We start from the raw sequence: 18,806 nt of genomic DNA, 5'->3' as shown, positions 1-18,806 counted from the left end.
CGTATCGTTCACAGCCGGCTCACGATGGAGATCAGGATGTAGACGATGATCATCAGTACGAAGAAGGACAGGTCTAGTGCCACGCCCCCCAGACGTAGCGGCGGGATGAACCGCCGCAGAGCTTTGAGCGGTGGATCCGTGACAGTGTAGGTGGCCTCGAGAACGACGATCATCGCCCTGCCGGGTTGCCATGAGCGGGCGAACTGGCGGACGTACTCCATCACCAGCCGGAAGATCAGCACGATGAGGAAACACATCAGCGCGATGTAGAGCACATCCAGGATCACGCCCATCTCCGCGCTTCCCTCTCCCCTGTCCTCGTACCTGTGACTGGTGCTGCGTCTCAGCTCTGGTTGAAGAACCCGCCCTCTGCGATGCGGGCCTTGTCCTCCGCCGTGACATCGACGTTAGCAGGAGACAACAGGAATACTTTCTGAGTCACCCGCTCAATGCTGCCATGAAGCCCGAAGACGAGACCCGCGGCGAAGTCGACAAGTCGCTTCGCGTCCGTGTCGTCCATCTCCGTCAGATTCATGATCACCGGGGTCCCCTCACGGAAGTGTTCCCCGATGGTACGGGCTTCGTTGTAGGTCCGGGGGTGCAGCGTGGTGATCCGGTACGGCTCTCGTTCGGACACGACCTTGGGCATGATCACCGGTGCGTTCTTCTCCATGCTCTGACGTTCAGGTGTGATGGACGCCACGGGAGCGATTCGTGCCGGACGCCCGGATTCCGCCGAAAGCGGAGTCGACTCCCGGTGAGCCGAGAGAGCAGCCGGACGTACCGATTCGTCCCTTTGCGACTGATGTGACTGGTGAGGCTGAGGCGACTGACGGGACTGGTGTGACGGAAGCGGTGCCTCATGCCGCCGCCTGTCCCGCTCGGGCTCCGGGTCGAGCTCGGGCTCGAAGTCGTCATCCGGGTCGAACCCGCGGCCGTCGTACCCATCGTCCTCCACGAGGCCGAGGTAGACCGCCATCTTGCGCATCGCGCCGGCCATGCTCTGCATCCTCCGCTCTGTGGTGGATCGGCGTGGTGGATCGGCTGACGCCAACCAAGTGCCCGCGATCCACGTGGCCTCCCCCGCCGCTCCAACTTCTGCGGTTAGTCTGGGATTGACCATATTTTCTGCTGTGGTCCGACTTCTTGGCGACGTTACCCGAGCCTGGGTCGGACTCCGAGTACCGCGGTGCCGACGCGCACATGTGTCGCTCCGGCCGCCACCGCGTGTTCGAGGTCCGCGCTCATCCCTGCGGACACCATGTTCGCAGCAGGATGCGCGGAACGCAGGGCGGTTGAGAATTCCATCAGCCGGTCGAACGCCGCCCGGTCACGTCCGGCGTACGGCCCGGAGAGCGGCGCGACGGTCATCAGGCCGCCGAGCCAGAGCCCCGGCGCCTCGGCGATCAGGCCGGCCAACTCCTCGATCCCGTCGGGCGCGACGCCGCCGCGCGCGCCCCGCTCGCGCTCCTCGGCGTCCAGCGCGACCTGGATCAGGCAGCCCACCTCCCGCCCCGCGCTCTCCGCCTGGCGGGAGAGCGAAGCGACGAGTTTCGGCCTGTCCACGGACTGCACAACATCGGAGTAACTCACCACGGAGCGAACTTTATTGGTCTGGAGTTGACCGACGAAGTGCCATGTCAGTGGAAGATCCGCGCACTCGGCCGCCTTCGGTGCGGCGTCCTGGTCGCGGTTCTCCGCCACCTGCCGCACTCCCAGTTCCGCGAGGATCCGGACATCGCTCGCGGGATAGGTCTTCGTGACGACGATCAGCGTCACCTCGTCACGCCTGCGACCCGCGGCGGTACAGGCCGTGACGATCCGGTCCTCCACTTTCGCCAGGTTCGCCGCGAGTTGCCCCTTGCGATCCGTCATGCCCCTCAGTCCAGCCAGACGTAGCCCGCGAGCCGCCCGGTGGTGCGGTCACGGCGGTACGAGAAGTGATCGGCGGACTCCAGGGTGCACACCGGCGACTGCACCCGGTCAAGGACTCCGAGCCGGGCGAGCTGGGCGTGGACGCCCGCGACCACGTCCACGGCGGGCGTGCCCCAGGAGGTGACGGCATGGGCGGCGGGTTCGACCGCGGCGACGTCGGCGCGCATCGCCTCGGGCACCTCGTAGCAGCGGCCGCAGACCGCGGGCCCGGTGCGGGCGGTGATCCGGCCGGGGTCCGCGCCCAGCTCCACCATGGCCCGCACCGTGGCGGGCACCACCCCGGCCACCATGCCCGGGCGGCCCGCGTGCGCCGCGGCCACGATCCCGGCCTCGGGGTCGGCGAGCAGCACCGGGGTGCAGTCGGCGGTGAGGACGGCGAGGGCGAGGCCGGGGCGGGTGGTGACCACCGCGTCGGCGTCCGGCACCGGGCGCGCGCCCCACGGCGCGTCCACCACGACGACCTCGCGCCCGTGCACCTGGTTCATCCAGACCACCGTGTCGGGGTCCAGCCCCAGGGTGGCCGCGGCCCGCGCGCGGTTGACGCGGACGGCCTCGGGGTCGTCGCCGACCGCGCCGCCGAGGTTGAGCTCCGCATAAGGAAGGGCGCTCACCCCGCCCCACCGGTCGGTGAAGGCGAAGTGCGCGCCGTTCGCTCCGTGGACGGTCTCGGTGACGGGGCCGGGGTGGACCGCGTCCGTATGACTGGGGGCGTGCGCCGTCCGCGCCGGGGCGCTTGGACCGGCCTGCACCGAGGAGGTGCCGGCCGGGGCCGCCGGGGTGCCGTCCAGGGCCCCCGGCAGCGGCTGCGGGGCCGGGTCCGGGGCGGGTGTGGCGGGGCCCTCGGCGGGCGCCGCCACGGCGTCGTCGTGGTGCGCTATCACGTCAGGCGGTCCGGCTCACTTGAGGAAGTCCGGCACGTCGAGCTCCTCGGCCGCGCTGTCCGGGTACACCCGGGGGGCCGGCGTGATCCCCGAGCCGCCCGACGAGCCGGAGCCCAGGTCGCCGGAGACGGGCTCCGGGTCCTCCTCGCGCGGGGTGACGCTGCCGAGCCCTCCGAAGGCCGGCCGGGTCTCGGGCCGGGGCTCCATGGAGCGCGGCGAGTCCTCGCGCTTGGCCGAGGACGAGCCGTGCATGGTGTCCCGCTTGGAGGGCGGCTGGCCGCCGTCGAAGCCGGCGGCGATCACGGTCACCCGGACCTCGTCGCCGAGGGCGTCGTCGATCACCGCGCCGAAGATGATGTTGGCCTCGGGGTGCGCGGCCTCGCTCACCAGCTGGGCGGCCTCGTTGATCTCGAAGAGGCCGAGGTCCGAGCCGCCGGAGATGGAGAGCAGCACGCCCCGGGCGCCGTCGATGGAAGCCTCCAGGAGCGGCGAGGAGATCGCCATCTCCGCGGCGGCCACCGCGCGGTCGTCGCCGCGGGCGGAGCCGATGCCCATCAGCGCGGAGCCCGCCTCGGACATCACGGACTTGACGTCGGCGAAGTCGAGGTTGATCAGGCCGGGGGTGGTGATGAGGTCGGTGATGCCCTGGACACCGGAGAGGAGCACCTGGTCCGCGGACTTGAAGGCGTCGAGGACGCTGACCTGGCGGTCCGAGATGGACAGCAGCCGGTCGTTGGGGATGACGATGAGGGTGTCGACCTCGTCGCGGAGTTCGGCGATGCCGTCCTCGGCCTGGTTGGCGCGCCTGCGGCCCTCGAAGGTGAAGGGGCGCGTCACGACGCCGATGGTGAGGGCTCCGAGCGAGCGGGCGATGTTGGCCACGACGGGCGCGCCGCCGGTGCCGGTGCCGCCGCCCTCACCGGCCGTGACGAAGACCATGTCGGCCCCCTTGAGGACCTCCTCGATCTCCTCGCGGTGGTCCTCGGCCGCCTTGCGGCCCACGGCCGGGTTCGCTCCGGCGCCGAGTCCGCGGGTGAGTTCGCGGCCGACGTCGAGTTTGACGTCGGCGTCGCTCATCAACAGGGCTTGCGCGTCGGTGTTGATGGCGATGAACTCGACGCCCTTGAGACCGACCTCGATCATCCGGTTGATCGCATTGACACCACCGCCGCCGACACCGATGACCTTGATGACTGCGAGGTAGTTCTGCGGTGCTGCCACGTCGAAGGCCTCTCGCCTCGATTACGTGCCGTCGTGCGCTTGCTCGCACCACGACAGCGATGCCGATTGGGCCGGTTCGATCGCCGACCCGAACCCTAACGTTGAAGTTTAGGGTTACCAATGTGTGTGTTGCTGGACTTCAAAGCTGTTCCGAACAGGACACTAAGTCGACAAGCGGCGCCCGTTCAACGAACACGCCGAACCTCCCGTTTTTCTTTTCACCCTATGTGATCACGCGTAGCGCTGCACAACCAGGGTGCTGGCCTGCGACGACGGGCGTCAACTCCCGGACGCGGCCGGGGCGGTGGGGACGCTGACGTCGAAGTGCCGGGCACGCGGAGCGGCTTTCATGAGAGCGGAGAGCACTCTGGCCTTCTCGGCTCCCTGCTCCTCGCTTCCCCATACGACGGTGCGCCCGCCCGTCAACTCGACGGAGATACTGTCGTATGAACGGACCTTGAGAACGCGCCCGTCGCGGGCCACCGCGTCGGGAAGATCGGCCGCCACCCGCACCGCGGCACCCACCAGGCGGGGCGGACCGAAACGGCGCAGGCTGGCCGCGCCGCCGCCGTCACGCCGAGGCTGCAATTCAAGAAGCGGAACGCGCTTGGGGGCCACGGGAACGGTTGCGAACCGCACTCCCTTGGCGTCCACTTCGATGAACTTCCCGTCCTGCGCGATAAGCAGTGCGGGAGTGCGCTCGACCACTTTCAGGCCGATTCCGTGCGGCCAGGAACGGACCACGTTCACGGAGTCGATACGCGGCAGTGCGCGCCGCAGCCGTTCCGCCACGGCGTCGGTGTCCACCGAGACGAGCGGGACGCCGAAGCGTACGGCAGCGGCGTCACGGACCTGCTGCTCGGTGAGCTCCCGGACCCCCGACACCGTCACGCGCTGCACACGCAGCCAGGGCGAGCCGTAGAGCGCCCAGCCGCTGAACCCGCCCAGCAGGGCGAGCGCCACCAGTGCCGCGAGAAGGCGGCGGCGCCGCACCGCCCCGCTCAGCAGCCGGGCCCGGGGCGCCCCGGTGGGCGCCCCGGGCCGCCGGAAGGGGCCGCGGCCACGCGGCGGGCCGAGGGGGCCGGGCTCCGGCTGCTGCCGTTCGCCGGGCTCGGCGGTGCCCGGTCCGGCGCCCGCCTCACTCCGCTCGGCGCTTGCGCCCGGCTCGCCCTGCCCGCCCGACTGGCCCCTCGCGCCCCTCGCACCCCTCTCCACGCAACCCCTGCCTCAGGTCATGCGCCGCGGCGCAGACGGGTCACCGTCACGCGGCGCGACGGCTCGCGATCGCCTCGTACACCATGCCGACCAGCAGCTCGTCGGCGTCCCGGCGGCCGAACTCGGATGCGGCACGGGACATCTCGTACAGCCGGTGCGGATCGGAGAGCACCGGCAGCACGTTGGCCTGCACCCACTCGGGCGTCAGCTCGGCGTCGTCGACGAGCAGACCGCCGCCCGCCTTGACCACCGGCTGGGCGTTCAGCCGCTGTTCGCCGTTGCCGATGGGCAGCGGGACATAGGCGGCGGGCAGTCCGACGGCGGAGAGCTCGGCGACGGTCATCGCGCCGGCGCGGCAGAGCATCATGTCGGCCGCGGCGTAGGCGAGATCCATACGATTCACGTACGGTACCGGGATATAGGGAGGCATTCCCGGCATGTTGTCGACATGTGGCATGTCGTTCTTCGGGCCCACGGCGTGCAGGATCTGGATTCCGGAGCGCTGGAGCACGGGGGCGACCCGCTGGACGACCTCGTTGAGCCGGCGTGCGCCCTGCGAACCGCCGGAGACCAGGAGCGTGGCGGCCTGGGGGTCGAGTCCGAACGCGGCGCGCGCCTCCGGGCGCGCCGCCGCGCGGTCGAGGGTGGCGATGGAACGGCGCAGCGGGATCCCGATGTAGCGGGCGCCTCGCAGCTTGCTGTCCGGGGTGGACACCGCGACCTGGGCCGCGTAGCGCGAGCCGATCTTGTTCGCGAGTCCCGGGCGCGCGTTCGCCTCGTGGATGACGATCGGCACCCCGAGCCGCTTGGCCGCGAGGTAGCCGGGCAGCGCCACGTAGCCGCCGAAGCCGACGACCGCGTCGGCCTTGGTGCGCTCCAGGATCTGCTCGGCCGCCTTGATCGTGCCGCGCAGCCGTCCGGGCACGGTGATCAGCTCGGGGGTGGGCTTGCGGGGTAGCGGTACCGCGGGGATCAGCGCCAGTTCGTAGCCCCGCTCCGGCACCAGACGGGTCTCAAGGCCACGCTCCGTGCCCAGGGCCGTGATCCCCACGGTCGGGTCCTGCCTGCGCAGGGCGTCCGCGAGGGCGAGCGCGGGCTCGATGTGGCCGGCGGTCCCCCCGCCGGCGAGTACGACATGCACCGAAATTCACCGCTCTCCGGACGTGCGCGCGGTCGCGCGCCGTCGCATCGTGTTCCATCCGCGAGGCTCCTGGCCGCTCCGGCCGGACCGGCCGCCTCGTGCCGCCGCCCGCTTTCTACCAAAGACCGGCCGCCACCGACGAAGGGGCCCGGCGGACCGGCCCTGCCGCATCGCGAGAGCCGCTCGCGCGGCGGGCTCGTCGCGGGCGAAGGCGATCAGCAGCCCCACGGCGAACATGGTGGGCAGCAGGGCGGACCCGCCGTAGGAGAACAGCGGGAGCGGGACACCGGCGATCGGCAGCAGGCCGAGCACCGCACCGATGTTGACCACGACCTGGGCCGTGATCCAGGTGATCACGCCGCCCGCGGCATACCTCACGAACGGCTCCTCCGTACGTCCGGCCACGCGGATACCCGCATAGCCTAGAGCCGTGAAGAGGGCGAGGACGGACAGCGTCCCCGCCAGGCCCAGCTCCTCACCGGTGACGGCGAAGATGAAGTCCGTGTGGGCTTCGGGCAGTTGCCCCCATTTTTCCACACTCGCGCCGAGCCCCGAACCGAAGAGCCCCCCGGACGCCAGCGCGTAGATGCCGTGCACCGCCTGCCAGCACTGGTCGCCGGGCCCCGGCTCGGTGGCGCCGATGCAGGCGAGCCGCGCCATCCGGTTGGGGCTGGTCTTGATCATCATCAGCCCGATGAGACCGGCGATGGAGAGCACGCCGGCGAACAGCCTGGTGGGGGCTCCGGCCAGCCACAGCAGGCCGAAGAGGATGGCGGTCAGGATGATCGCGGTGCCCATGTCGCCGCCGAGCATGATCAGGCCGAGCAGCAGGAACGTGGCCGGCACCAGCGGCACCAGCATGTGCTTCCACTGGGCCAGCAGCCGCCGCTCCTGCTTGCGTGCCAGCAGGTCGGCGCCCCACAGCACGAGGGCCAGCTTGCCGAACTCGCTGGGCTGCAACTGGAACGGGCCGCCGAGCGAGATCCAGTTCTGGTTGCCGTTGACCGCCATCCCCATCCCGGGCACCTGGACCAGCACCATCAGGAAGACGGACCCCGCGAGCAGCGGATAGGCCAGCGCGCGGTGCAGCCGTACCGGCATACGGGCCGCCGCGAACATCAGCACACCGCCGATGAGCGCCGCCACGAACTGCTTGCGGAAGAAGTAGGAAGCGGGCAGCGAGAGCTGCAACGCCCGGATCATGGAGGCCGAGTAGACCATCACAAGACCGAGTACTGTGATCAGCAGACTACTGCCGAGAATCACATAATAGGCGGTCAACGGCCGGTCCCAGGTCCGGCGGGCGCGTGCCGCGAGGCCGCCCAGCGGCACCCACCGCGGCACCTGCCTCGGCAGCCCGGACCGCTCCGGGCCCGCTGCCCGCGAGGGCCGTGCGGGACGCCCGGGCCCGCGCACCGGGGCACCACGTCCGGACATCAGCAGGCACCGCTGTCGCCGCCGGCGGAGACCCGCCCGTGGAACCCGACCCAAACCCCAGCCAAGGCGTCCCTCCAAAGGACCCGGAGCCCGCCGGCCGGAGCCGGCCGGTGAACCACACGGCCGGCGGCCCGGCTCCGTCAGGCGCCCTCCGCGGTGAGGCCGCGGACCGCCTCCGCGAACGCATCTCCGCGCACGTTGTAGTTGGTGAACATATCCATGGAAGCGCAGGCGGGCGCCAGCAGCACCGTGTCACCGGGCGTGGCGAGCCGCGCCGCCTCCCGGACCACCGCCGCCATCGCCCCAGTGTCGGTCCGGTCGAGGTCGACCACCGGGACCTCGGGGGCGTGTCGCGCAAGCGCTTCACGGATGAGGGCACGATCGGCGCCGATCAGCACCACCCCGCGCAGCCGGGAGGCCGCCCGCGCGACGAGTTCGTCGAAGGTCGCGCCCTTGGCGAGCCCGCCCGCGATCCACACGATCGACCCGTACGCCGCCAAGGAGGCGTCGGCGGCATGGGTGTTGGTGGCCTTGGAGTCGTCGATGTAGGCGACGCCGGAGACGTCGGCGACGTGTTGCATGCGGTGCGCGTCCGGCCTGAAGGCCCGCAGCCCGTCGCGGACCGCGGTGGCCGGCACCCCGTAGGCGCGCGCTAGGGCCGCGGCCGCCAGGGCGTTGGCGATGTTGTGGGGGGCGGGCGGCTGCACGTCGGAGACCTCGGCGAGTTCCTGCGCCTGGCTCTGCCGGTCGGGCACGAAGGCTCGGTCGACGAGGACGCCGTCCACCACGCCGAGTTGGGAGGGGGCGGGCGCGGAGAGGGTGAAGCCGATGGCGCGGCAGCCCTCTTCGACGTCGGCCTCGCGGACCAGGTCCTCGGTGGCCTTGTCCGCGTCGTTGTAGACGCAGGCGACCTGGTTGCCCGTGTAGATGCGGCCCTTGTCGGCCGCGTAGGCCTCCATCGAGCCGTGCCAGTCGAGGTGGTCCGGGGCGAGGTTCAGCACGGCGGCGGAGTGCGCGCGCAGGGAGGGCGCCCAGTGGAGCTGGTAGCTGGAGAGCTCGACGGCCAGGACGTCGTACGGCTCGCCGCTGAGAATGACATCGATGATGGGCGTGCCGATGTTCCCCACCGCGGTGGTCCGCAGGCCCGCGGCGGCGAGGATCGACGCCAGCATCCGCACGGTCGTGGTCTTGCCGTTGGTGCCGGTGACCGCCAGCCAGGGCGCCGGGCCGCCGTCCTGCCCCTGGGGGGCGCCGGTGCCGCGCAGCCGCCAGGCGATCTCCACGTCCCCGACCACCTGCACGCCCGCGGCGGCGGCCGCGGCAAACAGCGGCGAGGTGGGCTTCCAGCCGGGCGAGGTCACGACGAGCGTGGTGCCGGGCGGCAGGGTGGCGCCGTCGCCGAGGCGTACGGAGATGTGCTCGGCGCGCAGCTTCTCGGCGCGCTCCCGGAGCACGGGTGAGTCGCCGCCGTCCACGACGGTGATGTCGGCGCCCAGGCCGGCCAGGGCGCGGGCGGCACTGATACCGCTCACGCCGAGGCCGGCGACGGTGATGTGCTGCCCGGCCCAGACCGGCTGCTGCGTCATTTCTCTGCCGCCCACCCTGCGTAGAAGAGCCCGAGGCCGACGATCACGCACATGCCCTGGATGATCCAGAAGCGGACCACGACCAGGACCTCGGACCAGCCCTTGAGTTCGAAGTGGTGCTGCAACGGGGCCATCCTGAAGACCCGCCTGCCGGTGAGGCGGAAGGAGCCCACCTGGATCACGACGGACATGGTGATCAGGACGAAGAGGCCGCCGAGCAGGGCGAGGAGCAGTTCCGTGCGGGAGCAGATGGCGAGGCCCGCGAGGGCGCCGCCGAGCGCCAGGGAACCGGTGTCCCCCATGAAGATCTTGGCGGGTGAGGTGTTCCACCACAGGAAGCCGAAACAGGCGCCCATCAGCGCCGAGGCGACGACGGCGAGGTCGAGCGGATCGCGCACCTCGAAGCAGGCCGCGGGGTTGGTGAGCGTCGCGGCGTTGGCGCACGCTTCCTGGAACTGCCACACACCGATGAAGGTATAGGCGCCGAAGACCATCACCGAGGCACCGGTGGCCAGACCGTCCAGGCCGTCGGTGAGGTTCACGCCGTTGGACATGGCGAGGATCATGAACAGCGCCCAGACCACGAAGATGACGGGCCCGATGGACCACCCGAAGTCCGCGGTGAAGGAGAGCTTCGTGGACGCCGGTGTGTTGCCGTGGGAGTCCGCGAACATCAGCCCGAGGATGGCGAAGCCGATGCCGACGATGAGCTGGCCCGCCATCTTGGCCTTGGCCCGCAGGCCCAGCGAGCGCCGCTTCACGATCTTGATGTAGTCGTCGAGGAAGCCGACCAGGCCCATGCCCGCCATCAGGCCGAGCACCAGCACCCCGGAGAAGGTGGGCGGCTTGCCGCTGATCACCTTGCTGAGGAAGTAGGCGACGATCGTCGCCAGGATGAACGCGATGCCACCCATGGTCGGCGTGCCGCGCTTGCTGTGGTGCTCGCGCGGCCCGTCGTCCCGGATGTACTGACCGTATCCCTTGCGGGCGAGCAGTTTGATCAGCACAGGCGTGCCCACGAGAGTCAGGAAGAGACCGATGACTCCCGAGAACAGGATCTGGTTCATCATCGGGCGGCGACCTCGCCCTCGCCCGAGTCACTGTGGCCGGCCTCTTCCAGGAGCGCCGTGGCGACCTGCTCCAGGCCCAGCGACCTGGACGCCTTCACGAGCACGACATCCCCCGGGCGCAGCTCTCTGCGCAACAGGTCGATCGCCGCCTGTGCGTCGGACACGTGCACCGACTCCTCACCCCACGAACCCTCGTTGTAGGCGCCCGCGCGCAGCCAGGCCGCTTCCCTGCCTCCGACTGCCACGAGCTTGCTCAGGTTGAGCCGGACGGCAAGCCGTCCGACCGCGTCGTGCTCGGCGAGAGCCTCGTCCCCGAGCTCGGCCATCAGACCGAGCACCGCCCACGTACGCCCCCCTTCGGCCCGCCGGGCTTCGCCCATTGCCGCGAGTGCCCGCAGGGCGGCTCGCATGGACTCGGGGTTCGCGTTGTAGGCGTCGTTGACCACCGTCACGCCGTCCGGGCGCTCGGTGACCTCCATACGCCAGCGGGAGAGGGTGCCCGCTTCGGAGAGCGCCTGGGCGATCTCGTCCACGGACAGGCCCAACTCATGGGCTACGGCGGCCGCGGCAAGCGCGTTCGACACGTGGTGCTCACCGTACAGGCGCAAGGTCACGGCACTGCACCCGGAGGGTGTGTGGAGGCGGAAGGCCGGCTGTCCGGTGGCTGTGAGGTGGATGTTCTCGGCTCTTACGTCCGCTTCGCCGGATTCCCCGAAGTACACCACGCGGGCCTTGGTGCGGGAGGCCATGGCGCTCACCAGGGGGTCGTCGGCGTTGAGGACCGCGATGCCGCTCTCGTCCGCGCCTGGCAGGGACTCCACCATCTCGCCCTTGGCCAGGGCGATCTGCTCCCGGCCGCCGAACTCGCCGATGTGCGCGGTGCCGACGTTCAGGACGACGCCGATCCTGGGCGGGGTGAGGCTGGTGAGGTAGCGGATGTGGCCTACGCCACGGGCGCCCATCTCCAGGACCAGGTAGCGGGTCTTCTCGGTGGCCGTCAGCGCGGTCAGCGGCAACCCGATCTCGTTGTTGAGAGAGCCGGGCGTCCATACGGTGGGTGCCTTCGTGGCGAGCACCTGGGCGATGAGGTCCTTGGTGCTCGTCTTGCCGGCGGATCCGGTGAGCGCAACCAGGGTGGCGCCCAGCCGCTCGACGACGGCGCGGGCGAGGGCCCCGAGCGCCACCTGGACGTCGGGGACCACGATCGCGGGTACGCCGAGGGGCCGCGCGGCCAGTACGGCGACGGCGCCCGCCTCGACGGCCCCGCGCGCGAAGTCGTGCCCGTCGACGCGCTCGCCCGCGAAGGCGACGAACAGGCCGCCCGGTTCCACGGCGCGGGAGTCGTGCACGACGGATCCGGTCACCAGTGCGGACGGATCCGGTATGTCATGGGTCTGCCCGCCGACGATGGTGGCGATCTCGGCGAGGGAGAGGGCGATCACAAATTCATCCCTGGGTCTGCTGGATTGCTTCGCGGAGCACTTGGCGGTCGTCGAAGGGCCGGACCACCCCGGCGATGTCCTGGCCCTGCTCGTGCCCCTTTCCGGCGATCAGCACGGTGTCGCCGGGCCGGGCGTGCGCCACGGCGGCGGCGATGGCGGCGGCCCGGTCCTCGAAGACGGCGACCTCGCCCCGCTCGTGGGCGGGTACCTCGGCGGCGCCCGCCAGCATGGTGGCGAGGATCGCCAGCGGGTCCTCGGAGCGCGGGTTGTCCGAGGTCAGCACGGCCTCGTCGGCGAGGCGGGCCGCGGCGGCGCCCATGGGCCCGCGCTTGGTCCGGTCGCGGTCTCCCCCGCAGCCGATCACGATCCGCAGGCTGCCCTCGGTGACCTTGCGCAGCGCGCGCAGCACCGACTCGACGGCGTCGGTCTTGTGGGCGTAGTCGACGACGGCCAGGTAGCCCTGGCCCGCGTCCACGCGCTCCAGGCGGCCCGGCACCCCGGGCACCTCGCCGATGCCGCGGGCGGCGGTCTGGGGGTCGATGCCGGCGACGGCGAGCGCGACGATCGCGGCGAGCGCGTTGGAGACGTTGAACGGGCCGGACAGCGGCGAGACGGCCTCGACCCGCCGGCCCCCGGGGCCGACGGCCACGAAGGTGGAGCGGAGCGGGCCCACCTCGACCTCCTCGGCCCGCCAGTCCGCGTCGGGGTGGCCCTCGGCGGAGAAGGTCGTCACGGGCACCTCGGCCTCGGAGATCAGCCTGCGGCCCCACTCGTCGTCCAGGTTGACCACGCCGGCGCGGGAGCGCTGCTTGGTGAACAGCTGCGCCTTCGCCCGGAAGTAGTCCTCCATGTCGGAGTGGAACTCCATGTGCTCCGGGCTGAGGTTGGTGAAGACGGCGACGTCGAAGACGCAGCCGTCCACCCGGCCGAGCACCAGGGCGTGGCTGGAGACCTCCATGGCGACCGAGGTCACACCGCGTTCCCTCATGACCGCGAAGAGCGCCTGGAGGTCGGTGGCCTCGGGGGTGGTCCGCTCGGACTTGATCCGCTCCTCGCCGATGCGGGTCTCGACCGTGCCGATCAGGCCGGCCAGGCCGCCGGCCGCGGACAGCCCGCCCTGCACCAGGTACGCGGTGGTGGTCTTGCCGGAGGTGCCGGTGATGCCGATCTGGAGCAGGTCGCGGCCCGGGTGCCCGTAGACCGTCGCCGCCAGCTCGCCCATCCGGCCGCGGGGGTCACCGACGGTGAGCACGGGCAGCCCGGTGGCCGCGGCGCGCTCGCCGCCCGCGGGGTCGGTGAGGATGGCGACGGCACCGAGGTCGGCGGCCTGCGCGGCGAAGTCGGCGCCGTGCAGCCGGGCGCCGGGCAGTGCGGCGTACATGTCGCCCGGGCGCACCGCGCGCGAGTCGTGGGTGATGCCGGTGACGGCGACGTCCTCGTGGGAGCCGGCCGGTCCCGTGACGGTGCGCAGGCCCACCTGGTCGGCGAGCTGGGCGAGGGGCGTGGGCGTCACCCGGGCGGGCCGGGGCGGCCCTGGGGAGGTCGCCTGGGGGCCTTCTCGGGTTACCGGGGGCTGATCAGCGTGTGGCACGGCGGTGAGCGTACCGGGCCCGGCGGGCGGCGAGCCAAAGGAGCCGGGCGGTCGCACCGCGTCACCTCCCGGCTGCGTGCCCTGGTCGGCGGCGGCGGGGGTGGCCTCGGGCTCGGGTGCGTTCGAGGGGTCGGGAGTGATCGTTGTCACGGGCGGTTCCTGGTTCTGTGCGGTCCCGGCCGGGACCTGCGGGTCAGTGCCGGGTCAGTTCTTGGCCGGTTTGAAGGAGACGGGCAACCGGGCCGGCTTGGCTCCGGTGGGTGGCACCTGGAGGGTCTTGAGGGAGAACTCCATCACCTGCTTGAAGATGGGGCCGCAGGTCTCGCCGCCGAAGTAGCTGCCCTTGGTGGCGTTCTGCAGGACGCAGTAGACGGTGACCCGCGGCTTGTCGGCGGGCGCGAACCCGGCGAACGACGAGGTGTAGCCGTGGTAGCGGCCGGTGGCCGGATCGACGCGGTTGGCGGTGCCGGTCTTGCCGGCCACCCGGTAGCCGGGGATCCGGGCGAGGGTGCCGGTGCCCTCCTCGTCGCCGACGACGGCCTCCAGCATCTGCGACAGCTTCCTGGCGGTGTCCGCGCTCACCACCCTGGTCCTCTTGGGAGCCGCGGCCTTGCTGAAGTGCCCGTCCGGGCCCTTGGTGCCGCGTACCAGGGTCGGCGCCACGCGGACCCCGCCGTTGGCGATCGTCGAGTAGACGGAGGCCGCCTGCAGGGCGTTCACGGAGACGCCCTGGCCGAAGGGGATGGTGAACTGCTGGGACTGCGACCACTTGTCCGGCGGCGCCAGGATGCCCGCGGTCTCGCCGGGGAAGCCGAGTCCGGTGGGCCTGCCGATGCCGAACTTCCGCAGGTACGAGTAGAGCACCTTGTCGGCCTGGGCCTGCGTCCTGCCGAGCTGGCCGGTGGCCAGGATGGTGCCGATGTTGCTGGACTTGGCGAGCACGCCGTTGAGCGTCAGGAACCAGGTGGGGTGGTCGATGTCGTCGGCGAAGAGCCGGTCGCCCCGGTGCAGCCGGTTGGGCACCGTCACATGCGTGAGCGGGGTGGCGGCGTTCTCCTGGAGGACGGCCGCCATCGACATCAGCTTGGCGGTGGAGCCGGGCTCGTAGGCGTCCTGCACGGCGGCGTTGCCCAGGGAGGCGGAAGCGGCCTCGGAGAGGTCGTTCGGGTCGAACCCCGGGGCGTTGGCCATCGCCAGGATCTGGCCGGTCCTGGTGTCCTGCACTATCACGTAGCCGCGGTCGGCCCTGGACTTCTTCACCTGCTCGCTGATCGCATGCTGGGCGGCCCACTGGATGTCGCGGTCGATGGTCAGCTCGACGTCGGAGCCGGGCACCGCGGGCGTCTCGCTGGCGCCGGCCGTGGGCACCTGGTGGCCGCCGGACTGCGCGTAGGTGATCATGCCGTTCCGGCCGGCGAGTTCCTTGTCGAGCGCGAGCTCCAGGCCGCCCGCGCCCTTGCCCTCGCCGTTGACCCATCCCAGTATCCCGGCGGCGAGGTCGCCGTTCGGATAGACGCGCTTGCTGCTGGGCTGCTGGAAGACGCCGGCGAGGACGTTGGCGGCCTTCGGGTCGTCCGCGGCCTTGTCGGCGAGGGTGCTCTTCAGGTCCTTGATCTGGTTCCAGGCCTGCGGGGTCTGGCGGGTGGCCAGCAGCACGTAGCGGGTCTTCGGGGTGCGGAGCTTCTTCGCGAGCGACGCCGCGTCCACGCCGAGGATGGGGGCGAGCAGCGCGGCGGCCTGCTGGGGCGCGTCGGGGACCTTGGTGGCCCCGGGCGTGAACATCGTGGGGTCGGCGGTGATGTCGTACGCGTCGACGCTGATCGCGAGCTCCACGCCGTTGCGGTCGGAGATGCCGCCCCGCTCGGCGGTCAGCGGCTGGCTGGTGTAGCGGTTCTTCTCGGCCTTGGCCGCGTACACGCCGGCGTCGACGCCCTGGACCTGGAAGAGCCGGCCCACGAAGACCAGCATGACCAGCGCCAGGGTGAGGCTGATCATGCGCAGCCGGGGCCGGGGGCTGCCGAGCCGGATGGTCCGGATCGGGCCGGGGCCGCCGAATCCGCCGGAGCCGCCGGAGCCGCCCGGACGCTGCCGCCGCGTGGGGCGCCCGCCGGGGCCCGGGCGGCGCTCGCCGTCGTGCTGCTGCGGCCGGCCGGGTCCGGCGGGTGGGGGAACGCGGCGGCGCGGGGGTTCCCTGTCGGTCACGGGGTCACCTGCCCAAGGTCGTCGATACGGAGGGCGCGTCAATGAGGGGGGAGCCCCCGGCCGCGGGCGGGACGACGAGTGCGGTGGCCCGGCCCGGCGCGGCGGTGCCCGAGGTCGATGTGCGCGTGGCGCCGGGCGTGGTCCCGCCGTTCCCGGACAGGGACGCCGGGGGTGTGCCGGAGGCGCTCAGCGGGGTGGCGCCGGGGGTGCTGGGGACCCCGCGCACGGTGCCGTCCGGCTGGAGGAAGGCCGGGTCGCCGCCGGGCACCATGCCCAGATGGCGGGCCCGGTGCTCCAGGGCGCCGGGCGCGGCGTAGCCGTTCACCTGGCGTTGCAGGGCCTGTTCCTCGTCGGTGAGGTCGGTGGTCTGCTTCTGGAGCTCGCTGAGCTGGAACGACCCCTCGTTGAGGGAGGAGTTCAGCACCAGCAGGCCGAGCAGGCCGCCGCCCAGCAGCACCACGACGAGCAGGACGAACGGTGTCTTCGCGGCCCGGCTGGGCGCGGGCAGCAGCCGGGCCAGCCGGGCGGCCCTGCCGCGCAGTTCGGTCTTCCGTGTCATGGGTGCCTCCCCCATTTCAAGGATCCCGCGCCCCGCCGCGCGGGGAGCCGTCCGGTGCTCATCCGGGACCGGGGCCCGGTCCGGGCCGTGCCGGGCGGTCGCCGCCGGTGGGGCCGCCGCCGGTGGGGCCGGCGAGGGGAGCCCGCCCGCCGCCGGGGTGCCGGGCCGTGCCGCTCACGCGACCTCCTCGCGGACCCGTTCCGCGCCGCGCAGGCGGGCGGGGGCCGCCCTGCGGTTGGCGGCGACCTCCTCCTCGGGGGGCAGCTCGGCGCCGCGGGTCAGCAGCTTCAGCCGGGGCTGGTACCGCTCGGGCACCACGGGCAGGCCGGGCGGCGCGGTGCTGGAGGCTCCGGCCGTGAGCACCTGCTTGACCAGCCGGTCCTCCAGGGAGTGGTACGACAGGACGGCGATCCTGCCGCCCACGGCCAGCGCCCGCACGGCGGCCGGCACGGCTCGCTCCAGGACGGCGAGTTCGCCGTTGACCTCGATCCGCAGCGCTTGGAAGGTGCGCTTGGCGGGGTTGCCACCGGTGCGCTTGGCGGCCTGCGGCAGCGCGTCGCGGATCAGCTCGACCAGCCGGCCGCTGGTGTCGAACGGCTCCTTCTCGCGCTCCCGGACGATCGCGGACACGATCCGCCGTGCCTGCTTCTCCTCGCCGTAGCTGCGCAGGATCCTCACCAGCTCGCCGGGAGCGTAGGTGTTGAGCACCTCGGCGGCGCTGATGCCGGTGGACTGGTCCATGCGCATGTCGAGCGGGGCGTCCTGCGCGTAGGCGAAGCCGCGCTCCGCCTCGTCGAGCTGGAGGGAGGAGACGCCGAGGTCGAACAGGACGCCCTGCACGCGCGGCACGCCGAGCCGGGCGAGGACGTCGGGCAGCTCGTCGTAGACCGCGTGCACCAGGGTGGCCCGCTCGCCGTACGGGGCGAGCCGCCGGCCGGCCAGCCGCAGCGCCTCCTTGTCGCGGTCGAGCCCGATCAGGCGCGCGCCGGGGAAGGTGGACAGCAGGGCCTCGCTGTGCCCGCCGAGCCCCAGGGTGCAGTCGACGACGGTGGCGGACGGCAGCGCCAGCGCGGGGCCCAGCAGGTCCAGGCTGCGCCGCAGCATGACGGGGACGTGGCGGCCCCGGCCGGTCCCTTCGGCCTCGTCCCCGGTGGACCCGCCGGCCGGTCGGTCCCGGCGGTCCTGGTCGCTCTCCCGGTACGGATGCGCCTCGCGCCCTTGCATTGGCCCTCTCAGGTAAGGCGCGGCGGCACGCACCGCCGGGTCCCCGCCCGCCCGTGAAGGGGAACGACCCGCTGGCGCCGGGGAAGTGGCGTCAGCCGACCGGGAGCGGGAGGAGGCCGAGCCGTACGTGCGCGGCCGCGCACGTGGGGAATTCCGGGAGACGCCTCGCGGAGAATCAAGCAGGAAAAGCAGAGAAAAGTGGTCACCGCGGGGCCGAATCCGGCGAACAGCCGAGCGGGAGCCCCTCTGGCCTCCCGCTTCGCGTCACTTTAGTCCACACTGTCGCCCGGTCAATCAACCGGCCTGCGCGTCGGCCGGGCAACCTCCGAAGGGTGCCCGAATCGGATGCCGCCCGCCCGCTCACCGGACGGATTCACCCATGTGGCGGCACCTGTACGGCCCTTGTGGGTGATCGCGGGGCGGCGCCCGCCGGGAGGGCCCGGTGCCCGGCGCGGAGCGGGGCGAACGCGGGAGTCCTGGTACCCCGGCGGGCAAACGCCCAGTACCTTCGGGGTATGCCGACTTCCACCTCTCCCGATCAGGGACAGCTGACCGAAGAGCCCGCCGGCGCCATACGCGGCGGTACCGTCACGGACCGCCTCGTCGACGCGAACCGCCGGTACGCCGAGGGCTTCACCGACCCCGGGATGGACGCCAAGCCCGTCCTGCACGTCGCGGTCGTCGCCTGCATGGACGCCAGGCTCGACCTGCACGCCGCCCTCGGCCTCGACCTGGGCGACTGCCACACGATCCGCAACGCCGGCGGCGTCGTCACCGACGACGTCATCCGTTCGCTCGCCATCAGCCAGCGGGCCCTGGGTACCCGCACGGTGGTGCTCATCCACCACACGGGCTGCGGCATGGAGCGCATCACCGAGGACTTCCGGCACGACCTGGAGATGGAGGTGGGGCAGCGTCCGCCGTGGGCGGTCGAGTCGTTCCGCGACGTCGACCAGGACGTGAGGCAGTCGATGGCGAGGGTGCGCACCTCGCCGTTCCTGCCGCACCGTGAGGACGTACGCGGTTTCGTCTTCGACGTGCACAGCGGCGCACTGCGGGAGATCGACCCCGCATGAGCCGTCCGGGTGACGCGTTCACCTGGCCGCGGCGGCGACGGCCCACCACCGGAAGCGGACCACGTCCGGCGTATCGGCGCCAGTTATCCACAGGCGAGTGACACGAACCGGTAACGGCAACAAGAATGCTGATGTGACGCCGTGCGGAACTTCCCAAGGGCGGTGTCCGTGTTTCGGGGTGGGCCGGTCGCAGTACTGCGATCCGGCTCGAATTGGGGTATCCCCC

General features: G+C 71.9%; 16 protein-coding genes. 1 reads left to right on the top strand and 15 read right to left on the bottom strand.

Translation table 11 applies throughout. The annotated features are described in order from the left end of the window. Nucleotides 1-8: 8 nt before the first annotated feature. The 15 genes from Sm713_RS18440 to rsmH form a co-directional block, all read right to left on the bottom strand. Complete coding sequence (locus tag Sm713_RS18440) at nt 9-293, bottom strand: YggT family protein (protein ID WP_212910689.1); 285 nt, start codon at nt 291-293, stop codon at nt 9-11. 50 nt (nt 294-343) lie between these two features. After that, on the bottom strand, nt 344-1,000 hold the full coding sequence (gene sepF / locus Sm713_RS18435; RefSeq protein WP_212910688.1) for a cell division protein SepF: 657 nt from the start codon (nt 998-1,000) through the stop codon (nt 344-346). Between the two features lie 155 nt (nt 1,001-1,155). Then, complete coding sequence (locus Sm713_RS18430; RefSeq protein ID WP_212910687.1) at nt 1,156-1,875, bottom strand: YggS family pyridoxal phosphate-dependent enzyme; 720 nt, start codon at nt 1,873-1,875, stop codon at nt 1,156-1,158. 5 nt (nt 1,876-1,880) lie between these two features. Next, nucleotides 1,881-2,546 (bottom strand): peptidoglycan editing factor PgeF, encoded by a 666-nt coding sequence (gene pgeF / locus Sm713_RS18425; RefSeq protein WP_249416627.1) that lies wholly within the window; start codon nt 2,544-2,546, stop codon nt 1,881-1,883. A gap of 285 nt (nt 2,547-2,831) precedes the next feature. Then, nucleotides 2,832-4,037 carry a cell division protein FtsZ gene (ftsZ, locus tag Sm713_RS18420; protein ID WP_212910686.1) on the bottom strand — a complete coding sequence of 402 codons (1,206 nt, stop codon included), beginning with the start codon at nt 4,035-4,037 and terminating at the stop codon, nt 2,832-2,834. 279 nt (nt 4,038-4,316) lie between these two features. Further along, complete coding sequence (locus tag Sm713_RS18415) at nt 4,317-5,252, bottom strand: cell division protein FtsQ/DivIB (RefSeq protein WP_212910685.1); 936 nt, start codon at nt 5,250-5,252, stop codon at nt 4,317-4,319. Nucleotides 5,253-5,298: 46 nt separating this feature from the next. After that, a complete protein-coding gene (gene murG, locus Sm713_RS18410; protein ID WP_212910684.1) occupies nt 5,299-6,393 on the bottom strand; it encodes an undecaprenyldiphospho-muramoylpentapeptide beta-N-acetylglucosaminyltransferase in 1,095 nt (364 codons plus the stop codon). A 6-nt stretch (nt 6,394-6,399) separates the two neighbouring features. Beyond that, on the bottom strand, nt 6,400-7,830 hold the full coding sequence (gene ftsW, locus Sm713_RS18405) for a putative lipid II flippase FtsW (protein WP_212910683.1): 1,431 nt from the start codon (nt 7,828-7,830) through the stop codon (nt 6,400-6,402). Nucleotides 7,831-7,970: 140 nt separating this feature from the next. Continuing rightward, nucleotides 7,971-9,416, bottom strand: coding sequence for a UDP-N-acetylmuramoyl-L-alanine--D-glutamate ligase (gene murD, locus Sm713_RS18400; RefSeq protein ID WP_212910682.1), 1,446 nt, complete (start codon nt 9,414-9,416; stop codon nt 7,971-7,973). Then, entirely contained in the window at nt 9,413-10,486 is a 1,074-nt protein-coding gene (gene mraY, locus Sm713_RS18395; RefSeq protein WP_212910681.1) for a phospho-N-acetylmuramoyl-pentapeptide-transferase, read from the bottom strand. Before mraY ends, murD begins: the two co-directional genes overlap by 4 nt. Continuing rightward, nucleotides 10,483-11,928: a UDP-N-acetylmuramoyl-tripeptide--D-alanyl-D-alanine ligase gene (gene murF, locus Sm713_RS18390; protein ID WP_212910680.1), complete on the bottom strand. Its 1,446-nt coding sequence runs from the start codon at nt 11,926-11,928 to the stop codon at nt 10,483-10,485. Before murF ends, mraY begins: the two co-directional genes overlap by 4 nt. Before the next feature lie 4 nt (nt 11,929-11,932). Further along, on the bottom strand, nt 11,933-13,669 hold the full coding sequence (locus Sm713_RS18385; protein ID WP_374196004.1) for a UDP-N-acetylmuramoyl-L-alanyl-D-glutamate--2,6-diaminopimelate ligase: 1,737 nt from the start codon (nt 13,667-13,669) through the stop codon (nt 11,933-11,935). 54 nt (nt 13,670-13,723) lie between these two features. Continuing rightward, nucleotides 13,724-15,721: a penicillin-binding protein 2 gene (locus tag Sm713_RS18380; protein WP_212910679.1), complete on the bottom strand. Its 1,998-nt coding sequence runs from the start codon at nt 15,719-15,721 to the stop codon at nt 13,724-13,726. Between the two features lie 4 nt (nt 15,722-15,725). Continuing rightward, complete coding sequence (locus Sm713_RS18375; protein ID WP_212910678.1) at nt 15,726-16,280, bottom strand: septum formation initiator family protein; 555 nt, start codon at nt 16,278-16,280, stop codon at nt 15,726-15,728. Between the two features lie 174 nt (nt 16,281-16,454). Next, nucleotides 16,455-17,504 carry a 16S rRNA (cytosine(1402)-N(4))-methyltransferase RsmH gene (gene rsmH / locus Sm713_RS18370; RefSeq protein WP_212910677.1) on the bottom strand — a complete coding sequence of 350 codons (1,050 nt, stop codon included), beginning with the start codon at nt 17,502-17,504 and terminating at the stop codon, nt 16,455-16,457. A 515-nt stretch (nt 17,505-18,019) separates the two neighbouring features. Here rsmH and Sm713_RS18365 point away from each other — a divergent pair. Further along, nucleotides 18,020-18,580: a carbonic anhydrase gene (locus Sm713_RS18365; protein WP_212910676.1), complete on the top strand. Its 561-nt coding sequence runs from the start codon at nt 18,020-18,022 to the stop codon at nt 18,578-18,580. Nucleotides 18,581-18,806 lie beyond the last annotated feature (226 nt).

Source organism: Streptomyces sp. TS71-3 (assembly GCF_018327685.1).
Classification (GTDB): domain Bacteria; phylum Actinomycetota; class Actinomycetes; order Streptomycetales; family Streptomycetaceae; genus Streptomyces.
The sequence above is the reverse complement of the archived record's forward strand: the minus strand, read 5'-3'. Positions and strand labels throughout refer to the sequence as shown.